The sequence below is a fragment of the Stenotrophomonas sp. KH_036_B genome, assembly GCF_057839485.1.
Genome location: NZ_CM174491.1, coordinates 3,276,409 through 3,288,121, shown reverse-complemented (window position 1 = coordinate 3,288,121; position 11,713 = coordinate 3,276,409). Strand labels below are relative to the sequence as shown.

Here is an 11,713-nt window from a genome sequence, read left to right as displayed (position 1 = left end):
TCGCCGCGCCGTACCCCCTTCCAGGAATCAGATCATGAGTTACGCCAGCAACGACGAAATCCGCGGGGTCCTGATCCAGGCCGGGCACGAACGGGTACTCCTGCCCAACGCAACCGTGGCCGAAATGATGTCCAAGGTCGCCGTGCAGCCCATTCCGGACACTCCAGCATGGCTGGTGGGTCAGATCGGCTGGCATGGCTGGGAGGTGCCGCTGCTGTCCTTCGCACGCCTGTCCGGGCTGGGCGACGAGCAGGTGCTGAGCAACAACAAGGTGGTGGTGCTCAAGGCGCTGGGCGGCAATGCCAAACGCCCGTACTTCGCCCTGCTGACCCAGACCTTCCCGCAGCTGATCGCGGTACCGCGTGACGGCCTGCTGGCCGACGCCTCGGAAGAAACCCTGCCGCAGGGCGTGCACATGCGCGTGCTGCTGGGCGAGCAGAGTGCCTTGTTGCCGGATCTTGACGCGCTGGAAGCGGCGCTGGATGAAGCGCTTCCCGTAGTTTGACATCGCCTGCAGCCACGCAGGGCGTGGCTCTACGGGCGATGCGGTAGAGCCACGCCCTGCGTGGCTGCGCGGCGCCGAATCAGCCCAGATCCCCGAACCGCGCCTGCAAGGCCGCAATCGCGGCCAGGCCGGCGGTCTCGGTGCGCAGGATCCGCGGCCCCAGCTGCAGGCCCTGGAAACCGGCCGTCGCCAACGCCTGACGGTCGCGCGGCGACCAGCCACCCTCCGGGCCGATCGCGATCACCACGCCGTGTGGCGCCGCGTCCAGCGTGGACAGCCGGTGCTCCCCCTCCGGATCCAGAGTCAGCTTCAACGCCTCGGCCGGCACGCGGCGGGCCGCCTCCAGCACCCCCTGCGGCGCTTCCACGCCTGGCACGCGCGCACGCCCGGACTGGCCACACGCCGACACCACCACGCTGCGCCAGTGCGCCAGGCGCTTCTCCGCGCGCGCCGCGTCCAGCTTCACCTCGGTGCGCTCGGCGTTGACCGGGACGATGGCGGACACGCCCAGCTCGGTGGCCTTCTGCAGGATCAGGTCCATCTTCTCGCCGCGTGCGATGCCCTGCAGCAGCGTGATCCGCAGGGGTGATTCATTGTCCAGTCCCGAGGCGGCCTCGATCCTGACCTGCGCATCGCGCTTGCCCATCACGGCCAGGGTGGCGCTGTAGTCGTGGCCATCGCCATTGAACAGCACGCAGGCGTCGCCCTCGCGCAGGCGCATCACCCGCACCAGGTGGTTGGCCACTTCTTCTGGCAGGTACAGGGTCTGGCCCACGGCCAGCGGGGCATCCACATAGGAACGGGTCACGCGCATGCGACAGCTTCCTCGATCGCGGCCAGGGTGGTCTGGGCCAGCAGGTCCAGGTGTTCGTCCTCCACACAGTACGGAGGCATCCAATACAGCACATTGCCCAGCGGGCGCAGCACCACCCCGCGCCGGAGCGCGGCATTGTAGGCATGCAGCCCCACGCGGGCGGCGGCGGGGAAGGGCGTGCGCCGGTCGCCGTTTCGGGTCAGCTCGAAGGCAACCACCATGCCCGCCTGGCGCACGTCGGACACGTGGGGGTGGTCGGTGAAGGGCGCGGCCAAGGTGCGCATGACCTCCGCCGTGCTGCGGTTGCGGGCGATCACATCGCCGGTGGCGAAGATGTCCAGGGTCGCCAGCGCCGCCGCACAGGCCAGCGGGTTACCGGTGTAGCTGTGCGAATGCAGGAAGGCGCGCTCGCGGCTGTCGTCCAGGAAGGCGTCGTACAGCGCCTGCGTGGCCAGGACCGCGGCCAGCGGCAGGAAGCCGCCGGTGAGTCCCTTGGACAGGCACAGCAGGTCGGGCATGACCCCGGCCTGTTCACAGGCGAACAGCGTGCCGGTGCGCCCGAAACCGGTGGCGATCTCATCGGCGATGAGGAAGGCGCCATTGGCGTCGCACAGCTCGCGGGCGCGCTTGAGGTAGACCGGGTCATGCATGCGCATGCCGCCGGCGCACTGCAGGCGGGGTTCCAGGATCACCGCACAGATCTCGCCGGGATGCTGGTCGAACAGGTCGGCCAGGCGGTCGGCGGCCTCGTGCGCGCGCTGCGCGGCGCTCTGGCCCGGTTCGGCCAGGTAGGCGTCCGGCGAGGGCGCGAACAGTGCCTCGGTCAGCAACGGCGCGTACACGCGGCGGTACAGCGGAATGTCACCCACCGACAGCGCGCCCAGCGTTTCGCCGTGGTAGCCGTTCTCAAGCGCCACGAAGCGGGTGCGATGGCTCTCGCCGCGGTTGTGGAAGTAGTGGAAGGCCATTTTCAGCGCCACCTCGACCCCGGCCGAGCCGTTGTCGGCGTAGAAGACCTTGGCCAGCGGCGCACGTCCGGCCTGGCGCGGGGCGATCGCCAGCAGGCGTTCGGCCAGTTCCACCGCCGGCTCGTGGCTGAAGCCGGCCAGCATCACCTGCTCCAGCCGGGTGGCCTGGGCGGCAATGGCCGCGCCGATGCGCGGTTCGGCGTGGCCGAACAGATTGGTCCACCAGCTGCTGACCGCATCCAGATAACGGTGGCCGTCGTGATCGATCAGCCAAGGCCCCTCACCGCGTGATATCGGCACCAGCGGCAAGGTGTCGGGGTGCTCGCGCATCTGCGTGCACGGATGCCACAACACGGCCAGGTCGCGTTGCCGCCACCGGTCGGCCAACGTAAGGGGGGCTGGGTCTGCTAGCATTTCAAGCTCATGAACACGTTTTCACCTGCCTGCATTCTATCGGTCTCCAAGAGTCAGTTCGCATGAGCCGTCCGCTGCCCACCATTCACCAGATCACGGACGAGGAAAGCGGCCCGTTTCAGCGGCAGCATCTGGACCTGGAGTTCTCCAATGGCGAACGCCGGCGCTTCGAGCGCCTGGTGAGCCATGGCCATGGTGCGGTGGTGGTGGTGCCCATGCTGGACGACGAGACCGTGCTGCTGGTCCGTGAATACGCGGCCGGCGTGCATCGTTACGAGCTGGGCCTGGTGAAAGGCCGGATCGACGCGGGGGAAACCCCGGTGCAGGCGGCCGACCGCGAACTGAAGGAAGAAGCCGGTTACGGTGCCCGGCGCCTGGACGTGCTGCGCGCCATGACCCTGGCCCCCACCTACATGAGCCATCAATCGTGGCTGGTGGTGGCCCGTGACCTGTACCCCGAGCGGTTGGTCGGCGACGAACCGGAGGAGCTGGAAGTGGTGCCCTGGAAGATCGCCGAGCTGGACCAGCTGATGTTGCGTGAGGACTTCTCCGAAGGTCGCTCGCTGGCGGCGCTGTTCATCGCCCGGCAGTGGTTGGGACGCGGGGAATGATCAAACTCACCACCGATCTGCGCGAAACCGTCATCGCCATTGCCCAGGACGCGGCCGACGCCATCATGGCGGTGTATGCCACGCCGTTCGATGTCGAGATCAAGTCCGACCGCAGCCCGGTGACCGCGGCCGACCTGGCCGCCAACGCGGTGATCGAACGCGGCCTGGCCCAGCTCACGCCGGACCTGCCGATCCTGTCCGAGGAGTCCGCCCAGGTGCCCTGGGACGTACGCCGGCACTGGGGCGCGTACTGGCTGGTGGATCCGCTCGATGGCACCCGCGAGTTCGTCAAGCGCAACGACGAATTCAGCGTCAACATCGCGCTGATCTACCAGGGCGCACCGGCCTTCGGCGTGGTGCTGGCGCCGGTCAGCGGCGTTGCCTGGCACGCCATGCGGGGCGAGCTGGCCTACCGCCGCGACGGCATGCATGACTCGGTGCTGCGCACGCGCACCCCGGCGTTGCCGCCGTTGCAGGTCGCCGCCAGCCGCTCGCACCGGAGCGCGGAAACCCAGGCGCTGCTCGACCGCATGGGCGAGATCGACGTGGTCGCCCAGGGCTCGTCGCTGAAATTCTGCCGGCTCGCCGAAGGCACGCTGGACGTGTACCCGCGGTTGGGTCCCACGTCCGAATGGGATACCGCTGCCGGCCAATGCGTGCTGCACGCTGCCGGGGGCGCGGTGCTCTCGGCCGCCACCGGCAAGCCGTTCCGCTACAACCGCCGCGAAACCCTGTTGAACGGCGATTTCATCGCGCTGGGCGACTCCCGCCTGCCGTGGCGCACCTGGCTTACCGCCTGACCGGAGCACCGATGTCCGCATCTGCCGAACTGGACCGCCTGCTGGGCATCATGGCGCGCCTGCGCGACCCGCTGCAGGGCTGTCCCTGGGACCTGCAGCAGGACTTCGCCAGCATCGCCCCGTACACCATCGAAGAAGCCTACGAGGTCGCCGACGCGATCGACCGTGGCGATCTGGACGACCTCTGCGACGAACTGGGCGACCTGCTGCTGCAGGTCGTGTTCCATGCGCAGATGGCCAGCGAGCAGGGCGCCTTCGCCTTCGCCGACGTGGCCCGTGCGATCAGCGACAAGATGCAGCGCCGGCACCCGCACGTGTTTGCGCAGGTGCAGGTCGATGGCGCTGAAGACGTCAACCTGAACTGGGAAGCGATCAAACGCGCCGAGCGGGCGGCCAAGGGCGAGTCCGATATCTCGGCGCTGGCGGGTATCTCGCGTGGCCTGCCGGAGTGGCAGCGTGCGCTGAAGCTGCAGTCGCGCGCGGCGCGGGTGGGCTTCGATTGGCCGGGACCGGCGCCGGTGCTGGACAAGGTGCGCGAGGAACTGGACGAGGTGGCGGCTGAGTTCGCCCGCGGACCGGTGCAGGACAACCACGCCCGGCTGGAAGAAGAACTGGGCGACCTGCTGTTTGTCTGCGCCAACCTGGCCCGGCATGCCAAGGTCGATGTGGGCGCGGCGCTGCGCCAGGCCAACCACAAGTTCGAGCGCCGTTTCCGCGCGATGGAGGCGCAGGTCGCTGCCGATGGCCAGCACATGGCCGAGCTCGACCTGCAGGCGCAGGAGCGGCTGTGGGCGCTGGCCAAGGCGGCCGAAGCGAAGCCGTGAAGACGGCCCTGCTGTTCCTGCTGACGGCGGTGGCCGAGATCGTCGGCTGCTATCTGCCCTGGGTGTGGTTGCGCCGCGATGGCAGCGCCTGGCTGCTGTTGCCGGCGGCGCTCAGCCTGGCGCTGTTCGCCTGGTTGCTGACGCTGCACCCGGCCGCCAGCGGACGCGTCTATGCCGCCTACGGCGGCGTCTACATCGGCACGGCGCTGGCATGGCTGTGGGTGGTGGATGGCATCCGTCCCGATAAATGGGACCTGCTCGGGGTCGGGCTGTGCCTGGCCGGCATGGCAGTGATCATGTTAGCCCCGCGCGCCGCATAAAAAGGGGACGGAGGACGTTAAGTGGAGCACTTAACGTCCTCCGTCCCCTTTTGTGAAGCGGTATATTCGGCGTGACCCAGGGAAAGGAGTGCGTGATGTTTCCGACCGTGCTGTTCTCGTTGATTCTCGCGTTCGTCGCCGTGGTCATTCTGTTCAAGGCGGTGCGGATGGTCCCGCAGGGCTATGAGTGGACGGTGGAACGCTTCGGCCGCTACACCCACACCATGTCGCCCGGCCTGCATTTCCTCATCCCCATCGTGTACGGCGTGGGGCGCAAGGTGAACATGATGGAACAGGTGCTGGACGTGCCTGGCCAGGAAGTGATCACCAAGGACAACGCTGCGGTGCGCGTGGACGGGGTGGTGTTCTTCCAGGTGCTGGACGCCTCCAAAGCGGCGTATGAAGTGGCCAATCTGGAGGTCGCGATGATCGCGCTGGTGCAGACCAACATCCGCACCGTGATCGGTTCGATGGACCTGGATGAATCACTCAGCCAGCGCGAGGTCATCAACGCCAAGCTGCTGAGCGTGGTGGACCATGCCACCAACCCGTGGGGCGTGAAGGTCAACCGCATCGAAATCCGCGACATCCAGCCGCCACGCGACCTGCTGGATGCCATGGCGCGGCAGATGAAGGCCGAGCGCGAAAAGCGTGCGCAGGTGCTGGAAGCGGAAGGCTCGCGCCAGTCGGCGATCCTGCGCGCCGAAGGCGAGAAGCAGGCGGCGGTGCTGGACGCCGAAGGCCGCAAGGAGGCGGCTTTCCGCGATGCCGAGGCGCGCGAGCGCTCGGCCGAAGCAGAAGCCAATGCCACCCGGATGGTGTCTGACGCCATCGCCCACGGCGACGTGCAGGCCATCAATTACTTCATCGCGCAGAAGTACGTGGAAGCGTTCAAGGAACTGGCGACCTCGCCGAACCAGAAGCTGGTGCTGATGCCGATGGAGGCCAGCGGCGTGATCGGCTCGATCGCCGGCGTGGCCGAGCTGGCCAGGGAAGCGTTCGCCAAACAGGAAGAGAAGAAGTCCGCCCGCGCGGTGCCACCGCGCATGGGAGGCTGAGATGCGCTGGGAAGTTGTGGGATGGGGCGCGCTGGCGCTGCTGCTGTTCGCCGCCGAGGCGTTGGCACCGGGCGCCTTCATGCTCTGGATCGGGCTCGGCGCGGCGGCCGTGTTCGTGCTGGTGGCGGTGTTCGCCGATATTCCGCTGCTATGGCAGGTGGTGGCCTTCGTGCTGCTCAGCGTGGTCTCCATCCAGTGCTACCGGCAATGGGGGCGCACGCGTGCGCGGGAAACCGACGCGCCGCTGTTGAACCGCCGCGCCGAACAGCTGGTCGGCCGGGTTGTCGCGCTCGACCAGCCGATCGTGGCCGGCATCGGTCGCGCCAAGGTCGACGATGCGTTCTGGGTGGTCGCCGGTCCGGACCTGCCGGTGGGGGCGCCGGTGCGCGTTGTGGCGGTAGACGGCATGACGTTGAAGGTGCAGCCCGCCTGATGGCGCAGCCACGCAGGGCGTGGCTCTACCCATGCACGGTTTGGCGCCGTAGAGCCACGCCCTGCGTGGCTGCGCCGTGCCGGATATCCCGCGATGGCGCACCGCCGCAGGCGTTGATGGGGCGCTTCTGGGATAATCGCGGTCTTGCTTTCAATCCCCCGGAATCCGGTCATGACGCAGAAGACGCTTCTCAACGATACCCACCGCGCGCTCGGCGCCAAGATGGTCGATTTCGGCGGTTGGGACATGCCCATCCACTACGGCTCGCAGCTCGACGAACACCACCTGGTGCGCGCCGGTGCCGGCATGTTCGACGTCAGCCACATGACCGTGGTCGACCTGCGTGGTGCGCAGGTGAGGCCATTCCTGCGCCGCCTGCTGGCCAATTCGGTGGACAAGCTCAAGGTGCCGGGCAAGGCGCTCTACTCGTGCATGCTCAACACCGGCGGCGGGGTCATCGACGACCTGATCGTCTATTACCTGGCCGATGACTTCTTCCGCATGGTGGTCAACGCGTCCACCCGTGAGAAGGACCTGGCCTGGATCCGCGAGCAGGCCGCCGCGTTCGACGTGCAGGTCACCGAGCGCGAAGACCTGGCGATCATCGCGGTGCAGGGCCCGGATGCGCGCGAGCGCGTGATCGGCCTGGTCGGCGAGGGTGACCGTGCGGCGCTGCAGACGCTGGGCCGGTTCGCCGCGATCGACGCCACCGGTGCAGCGGGCGAGGCCCTGTTCGTGGCGCGCACCGGCTACACCGGCGAAGACGGCTTCGAAATCCTGGTCGCCCAGGACAACGTGGTGGCGTTCTGGAACGCGCTGGCGGCCGCCGGGGTGAAGCCGGCGGGGCTGGGTGCGCGCGATACGCTGCGCCTGGAAGCCGGCATGAACCTGTATGGCCAGGACATGGACGAAACCATCAGCCCGTACGAGGCCGCGCTGGCCTGGACGGTGGCACTGGATGAAGGCCGCGACTTCATCGGTCGCGACGTGCTGGAGGCGCAGAAGGCGGCCGGCACCGCGCGTCAGATGATCGGCCTGGTCATGGACGAGAAGGGCGTGCTGCGGCACGGCCAGGTCGTGCTGACCGCAGGCGGTGAGGGCGAGATCCTCTCCGGCACCTTCTCGCCGACGCTGGGCAAGGGCATTGCGTTCGCGCGCGTCCCGGCCGGCGAGCTGGGCGAGGTCCGCGTGGACATCCGTGGCCGGCACGTCCCGGTGCGCGTGGTGAAGTTCCCGTTCGTGCGCGAAGGCCAGGCCCAACCCGGCGTGCTGGTCGACGGCTGAGTGCTGCAGTTCCCGGCGCGGCCTGTCAGCGGTCCGCACCGGTTGGTTACACTATCCCCGTTTTCTTGACCCCCTGAAATTCTTCGGAGCAGTCCCATGAGCGAGATCCCCGGCGACCTCAAATTCCTCAAGTCCCACGAGTGGGCGCGCGTTGAAGGCAACGGCCGCGTCACCATCGGCATTTCCGACCACGCCCAGGGCCTGCTCGGCGACCTGGTCTATGTCGAGCTGCCGGACGTCGGTGCCGAAGCCAAGGCGGGCGAGCAGATCGCCGTCGTGGAATCGGTCAAGGCGGCCTCGGACGTGTACAGCCCGGTGTCGGGTACCGTGGTCGAGGTAAACGCCTCGCTGGCCGACAAGCCGGAAACCATCAACGAAGACGCCTACGGCGATGGCTGGATCTGCGTGATCGAGTTGTCGGCCAAGGAAGAGTTGAACGACCTGCTGGCACCGGACGACTACGCCGAAGTGCTGGAAGACGACGACCACTGATCGTCGTCGTCCCGACGAAGACGGCCGCCACGTGCGGCCGTTTTTTTTTGCGCGCGCGCCGGCGGCGTTAGTGGTACGTGATGATCAACGCGGCGCGCGGCAGCGTTCGGCCAGGTGCACCCACGCTCATGACGATCGGTTGGATCTCGACGTGGTCGCCTCATGAGCGTGGAACGGACGCCGACAAGGACGACGCGAAGGCATCGCTGCATCCACTCGAGGGTGCCCGAAGGCGATCAACGCGGTCGGAAGAGGTGGTCGTGGACCGGGAAAAGTTTGCGCAGTTGCGCGAATCCGGCGTCAAAAAACGCGCCGGCGTGTGAAAAGTTTTGCAGTCTGTTTAGCGCCCGCTCGGGTGGTCGCGGCGGGCGCACGCGCGCACCGCGACGGTGCCGGCCGTTGCGCGCGCGGTTTGCAGGGGCGTTACACCAAAGTGCTTCTTTTAAGTGCTTTTCTTTTCAACGTTGTGGCCATGGTGGCGATGCGGGGGTTCGCCGAAGGGTGGTCGCGGTGGCGTGCGGGAGGTCGGCGAGGGCGTTCGAGGCGGTGCGCGACCGAGCTCCGGCGTGAAAATTTTTCGCCGGGGTTGTTGACAGTGAAAAAAAGCGTGATTAGGTTTCGCCCAGCAGACCTTGCCTGCGAGCAGAGTGAGCAGAATCGACATCAAGTCGCGAAGCACAACCTGGACATCCACCTCGCGTCCGATGACGGTGGAGATGGCTTCGCTTCCTTCGGCGAACCGCACCCCCCTTTCTGATTCGACACCTGCCCGATCGGTCACGGCAGGTGTCCCCGTATCCGTCACGACGCGCACGACGCGACGGCGGTCCCCGCGCAGCACCATTGGCGGGTTTGCTTTACCTGGGCGTTTCAACTCCATAGATCACTGACGAGGAGCCATCCCATGGCAACTAAGAAAGCTGCGAAGAAAAAGCCGGCCGCCAAGAAGGCCGTGAAGAAGGTCGCCAAGAAGGCGGCTGCCAAGAAGGCCGTGAAGAAGGTCGCCAAGAAGGCGGCGGCCAAGAAGACGGTAAAGAAGGCAGCCAAGAAGGCGACTGCCCGCAAGGCAGTAAAGAAGACGGCAAAGAAGGCGGTCCGCAAGGTCGCCAAGAAGGCCGCCGCCAAGAAGACCGCGAAGAAGGCAGTGAAGAAGACGGCGAAGAAGGCAGTCCGCAAGGTTGCCAAGAAGGCCGCCGCCAAGAAGACCGCCAAGAAGGCCGTCCGCAAGGTAGCCAAGAAGGCGGCTGCCAAGAAGACCGCCAAAAAGGCTGTCCGCAAGGTAGCCAAGAAGGCCACCGCCAAGAAGGCCACCGCGCGCAAGCCGGCAGCCAAGAAGGCCTCGGCCAAGAAGGCAGTGAAGAAGGTCGCCAAGCGCAAGCCGGCGGTCCGCAAGAAGAAGGCTGCACCGGTCGCCCTGCCGGCAACCCCGGCACCGCTGATCTGATCCATTCCCGATAGCCGTACCTGAAACCCCCTTCCCGGCAGCCCAGCGGGAGGGGGTTTTTTTTTGCAGCGCAAAAAAGGCCCCTCCCGCGAGGGATCAACGAATGTTGATCCCGACATGTAGCGCCGGCCGCTGGCTGGCCCAGGCGGTGTCGGGAGCCGGCCAGCGGCCGGCACTACCCTGGTTCAGACGATACGATGCGCCGGCCAGCGGCCGGCACTACCCTGGTTCAGACGATACGATGCGCCGGCCAGCGGCCGGCACTACCAGACGAAAAAGGCGGCCATTGGCCGCCTCGTTCTTTTCATCCGTCCAACGTCGCTTACCTCGGCGACGCCACCGCGCGATCCGACGACACACCCTTGCGCTTGCCCGGGCCCGGGCTGCTGTCTTCGGTCATCAGGTTGTCGCTGCCGAAGTCGGTGTCCACGTCCAGCCAGCGCTGGCTCGGCAGGCCCATTGCCGCGTCCAGCACGGTGGGGAGCAGGCCGCTGGGCAGGCTGCTTTCGCCGTTCCACATGATCGCGATGCCGAGGTCGCGTTCCGGGATCAGGGCGACCAGGCCGCGATAGCCCTGCACCGCGCCGGCATGGAAGATCACTTCATGCCCGGCGTAGTCGAAGTTGCGCCAGCCCAGCGCGTAGCCGGCCGAATTCAAGCGTTCGCGGCGCCAGCCCGAACGCATCTCGCCGGGCGTGTTGATCAGGGTCGAATGCAGCGTGGCCAGCAGCGGCGCGGGCAACACGTCGGGGCGGTGGCCGGTGTGGGCCAGCAGCCACTGCGCCATGTCGCTGGCACTGGCGTTGACGCCGGCCGCGGGGGCGAGGCGGTAGTACGTCGGCTTGGGAGACAGCGATACCCAGCCGTTGCGGCTGCGTACGTGCGGACGCGCCCAGCGCGAACTGGCCTGGATGCCGGCCAGGCCCAGGCTTGCATCGTCCATGCCCAGCGGCTTGAACAGACGGCGCTCGACCGACTGCTCGTAGAAGCTGCCGGAGGCGGCGTAAACCACGTCGCCGATCAGGCTGAAGGCCACGTTCTGATACGCGTAGCAATCGCCCGGCTGGCACTTGAGCGAGGTCGAGGCCAGCTTGTGGGTGAGCGTGTAGTACTCGGCGTTGGCCTCGACATCGCGGTCGTAGGCGTTGTACGGCAGGCCGACGCGATGGCTTAGCAGGTCGGCGACGGTCAGCCGCTCGGTCGCCTCCGGCGAGCTGAGCTGGAAGCCCGGCACGTAGTCGGTGACCTTGCTGTCCCAGCGCAGGGTGCCATCGTTGACCAGCAGGCCGGCCATGGTGCCGGCGAACGCCTTGGACAGCGATGCCAGGCGGAACACGGTGTGCGCGTCGACCATCTGCGGGTTGTTGACGTCGGTGACGCCGTAGCCGCGCGCGCTGAGCACGCGGCCGCCCTGCACGATCGCCACGGCCATGCCCGGCACGCGCTCGCCATAGGTGAGCTGCTGGGCCATCGATTCGATCGCGGCGACGTTGAAGCCGGGCGCCGGCGGCAGCACCTTCGGGTTGGCCACCGTGGCGCGATAGGCGGCCGGCTGGGTGTGCGGCACGTTGGCCGCGGCGCTGTTCTCGATGTTGACGGGGAACGCGGCCGGCGCGGCACTGGACGTCTGTGCGGTGGAAGACATTGCGATGGGCATCAGCATGCCCAGCAACCCGGTTGCCGCCGAACGGATCGGTCGGCGCCTGCTGTTCTGTTTCATCGTGTGGGGCCCGTGCGCAACTGCTG

The 11,713-nt window shown here is 67.3% G+C and carries 14 protein-coding genes; 11 read left to right on the top strand and 3 right to left on the bottom strand.

Translation table 11 applies throughout. From position 1 onward, the window contains the following. Positions 1-34: 34 nt before the first annotated feature. Positions 35-505: a chemotaxis protein CheW gene (locus tag AC3ITN_RS14700; RefSeq protein WP_489390980.1), complete on the top strand. Its 471-nt coding sequence runs from the start codon at positions 35-37 to the stop codon at positions 503-505. Positions 506-584: 79 nt separating this feature from the next. Here AC3ITN_RS14700 and AC3ITN_RS14695 read toward each other — a convergent pair whose 3' ends face one another. After that, on the bottom strand, positions 585-1,319 hold the full coding sequence (locus AC3ITN_RS14695; RefSeq protein ID WP_489390979.1) for a 16S rRNA (uracil(1498)-N(3))-methyltransferase: 735 nt from the start codon (positions 1,317-1,319) through the stop codon (positions 585-587). Beyond that, positions 1,310-2,701, bottom strand: a complete 1,392-nt coding sequence (bioA, locus tag AC3ITN_RS14690; RefSeq protein ID WP_489390978.1) for an adenosylmethionine--8-amino-7-oxononanoate transaminase — start codon at positions 2,699-2,701, stop codon at positions 1,310-1,312. The genes AC3ITN_RS14695 and bioA overlap by 10 nt, the downstream gene beginning before the upstream one ends. 62 nt (positions 2,702-2,763) lie before the next feature. Here bioA and nudE point away from each other — a divergent pair, with 62 nt between their 5' ends. The 10 genes from nudE to AC3ITN_RS14640 all read left to right on the top strand — a co-directional run bounded on the left by nudE (position 2,764) and on the right by AC3ITN_RS14640 (position 9,967). Beyond that, positions 2,764-3,312 (top strand): ADP compounds hydrolase NudE, encoded by a 549-nt coding sequence (gene nudE / locus AC3ITN_RS14685; RefSeq protein WP_313346695.1) that lies wholly within the window; start codon positions 2,764-2,766, stop codon positions 3,310-3,312. Beyond that, positions 3,309-4,112 carry a 3'(2'),5'-bisphosphate nucleotidase CysQ gene (cysQ, locus tag AC3ITN_RS14680; RefSeq protein WP_489390977.1) on the top strand — a complete coding sequence of 268 codons (804 nt, stop codon included), beginning with the start codon at positions 3,309-3,311 and terminating at the stop codon, positions 4,110-4,112. The genes nudE and cysQ overlap by 4 nt, the downstream gene beginning before the upstream one ends. A gap of 11 nt (positions 4,113-4,123) precedes the next feature. Continuing rightward, on the top strand, positions 4,124-4,936 hold the full coding sequence (gene mazG / locus AC3ITN_RS14675) for a nucleoside triphosphate pyrophosphohydrolase (protein WP_489390976.1): 813 nt from the start codon (positions 4,124-4,126) through the stop codon (positions 4,934-4,936). Further along, positions 4,933-5,256 (top strand): YnfA family protein, encoded by a 324-nt coding sequence (locus AC3ITN_RS14670; RefSeq protein ID WP_489390975.1) that lies wholly within the window; start codon positions 4,933-4,935, stop codon positions 5,254-5,256. Before mazG ends, AC3ITN_RS14670 begins: the two co-directional genes overlap by 4 nt. A gap of 95 nt (positions 5,257-5,351) precedes the next feature. After that, positions 5,352-6,314, top strand: a complete 963-nt coding sequence (locus tag AC3ITN_RS14665; protein WP_313346708.1) for an SPFH domain-containing protein — start codon at positions 5,352-5,354, stop codon at positions 6,312-6,314. A gap of 1 nt (position 6,315) precedes the next feature. Then, positions 6,316-6,747: an NfeD family protein gene (locus tag AC3ITN_RS14660; protein ID WP_489390974.1), complete on the top strand. Its 432-nt coding sequence runs from the start codon at positions 6,316-6,318 to the stop codon at positions 6,745-6,747. A 171-nt stretch (positions 6,748-6,918) separates the two neighbouring features. Beyond that, positions 6,919-8,031, top strand: coding sequence for a glycine cleavage system aminomethyltransferase GcvT (gene gcvT / locus AC3ITN_RS14655; protein ID WP_489390973.1), 1,113 nt, complete (start codon positions 6,919-6,921; stop codon positions 8,029-8,031). A gap of 96 nt (positions 8,032-8,127) precedes the next feature. Next, positions 8,128-8,523, top strand: coding sequence for a glycine cleavage system protein GcvH (gcvH, locus tag AC3ITN_RS14650; RefSeq protein WP_489390972.1), 396 nt, complete (start codon positions 8,128-8,130; stop codon positions 8,521-8,523). Between the two features lie 128 nt (positions 8,524-8,651). Beyond that, entirely contained in the window at positions 8,652-8,846 is a 195-nt protein-coding gene (locus AC3ITN_RS14645; RefSeq protein WP_489390971.1) for a hypothetical protein, read from the top strand. 581 nt (positions 8,847-9,427) lie between these two features. Then, on the top strand, positions 9,428-9,967 hold the full coding sequence (locus AC3ITN_RS14640; protein ID WP_068853707.1) for a histone: 540 nt from the start codon (positions 9,428-9,430) through the stop codon (positions 9,965-9,967). A 322-nt stretch (positions 9,968-10,289) separates the two neighbouring features. Here AC3ITN_RS14640 and AC3ITN_RS14635 read toward each other — a convergent pair whose 3' ends face one another. After that, positions 10,290-11,687: a serine hydrolase domain-containing protein gene (locus tag AC3ITN_RS14635; RefSeq protein ID WP_313346725.1), complete on the bottom strand. Its 1,398-nt coding sequence runs from the start codon at positions 11,685-11,687 to the stop codon at positions 10,290-10,292. Between the last annotated feature and the right edge of the window lie 26 nt (positions 11,688-11,713).

Coding starts and splice junctions, on each gene's coding strand:
- AC3ITN_RS14635 (WP_313346725.1), bottom strand. CDS start 11,687: ATGAAACAGAACAGCAGGCGCCGACCGATCCGTTCGGCGGCAACCGGG.
- AC3ITN_RS14695 (WP_489390979.1), bottom strand. CDS start 1,319: ATGCGCGTGACCCGTTCCTATGTGGATGCCCCGCTGGCCGTGGGCCAG.
- AC3ITN_RS14660 (WP_489390974.1), top strand. CDS start 6,316: ATGCGCTGGGAAGTTGTGGGATGGGGCGCGCTGGCGCTGCTGCTGTTC.
- AC3ITN_RS14700 (WP_489390980.1), top strand. CDS start 35: ATGAGTTACGCCAGCAACGACGAAATCCGCGGGGTCCTGATCCAGGCC.
- mazG (WP_489390976.1), top strand. CDS start 4,124: ATGTCCGCATCTGCCGAACTGGACCGCCTGCTGGGCATCATGGCGCGC.
- AC3ITN_RS14645 (WP_489390971.1), top strand. CDS start 8,652: ATGACGATCGGTTGGATCTCGACGTGGTCGCCTCATGAGCGTGGAACG.
- gcvT (WP_489390973.1), top strand. CDS start 6,919: ATGACGCAGAAGACGCTTCTCAACGATACCCACCGCGCGCTCGGCGCC.
- gcvH (WP_489390972.1), top strand. CDS start 8,128: ATGAGCGAGATCCCCGGCGACCTCAAATTCCTCAAGTCCCACGAGTGG.
- bioA (WP_489390978.1), bottom strand. CDS start 2,701: ATGCTAGCAGACCCAGCCCCCCTTACGTTGGCCGACCGGTGGCGGCAA.
- nudE (WP_313346695.1), top strand. CDS start 2,764: ATGAGCCGTCCGCTGCCCACCATTCACCAGATCACGGACGAGGAAAGC.
- AC3ITN_RS14640 (WP_068853707.1), top strand. CDS start 9,428: ATGGCAACTAAGAAAGCTGCGAAGAAAAAGCCGGCCGCCAAGAAGGCC.
- cysQ (WP_489390977.1), top strand. CDS start 3,309: ATGATCAAACTCACCACCGATCTGCGCGAAACCGTCATCGCCATTGCC.
- AC3ITN_RS14665 (WP_313346708.1), top strand. CDS start 5,352: ATGTTTCCGACCGTGCTGTTCTCGTTGATTCTCGCGTTCGTCGCCGTG.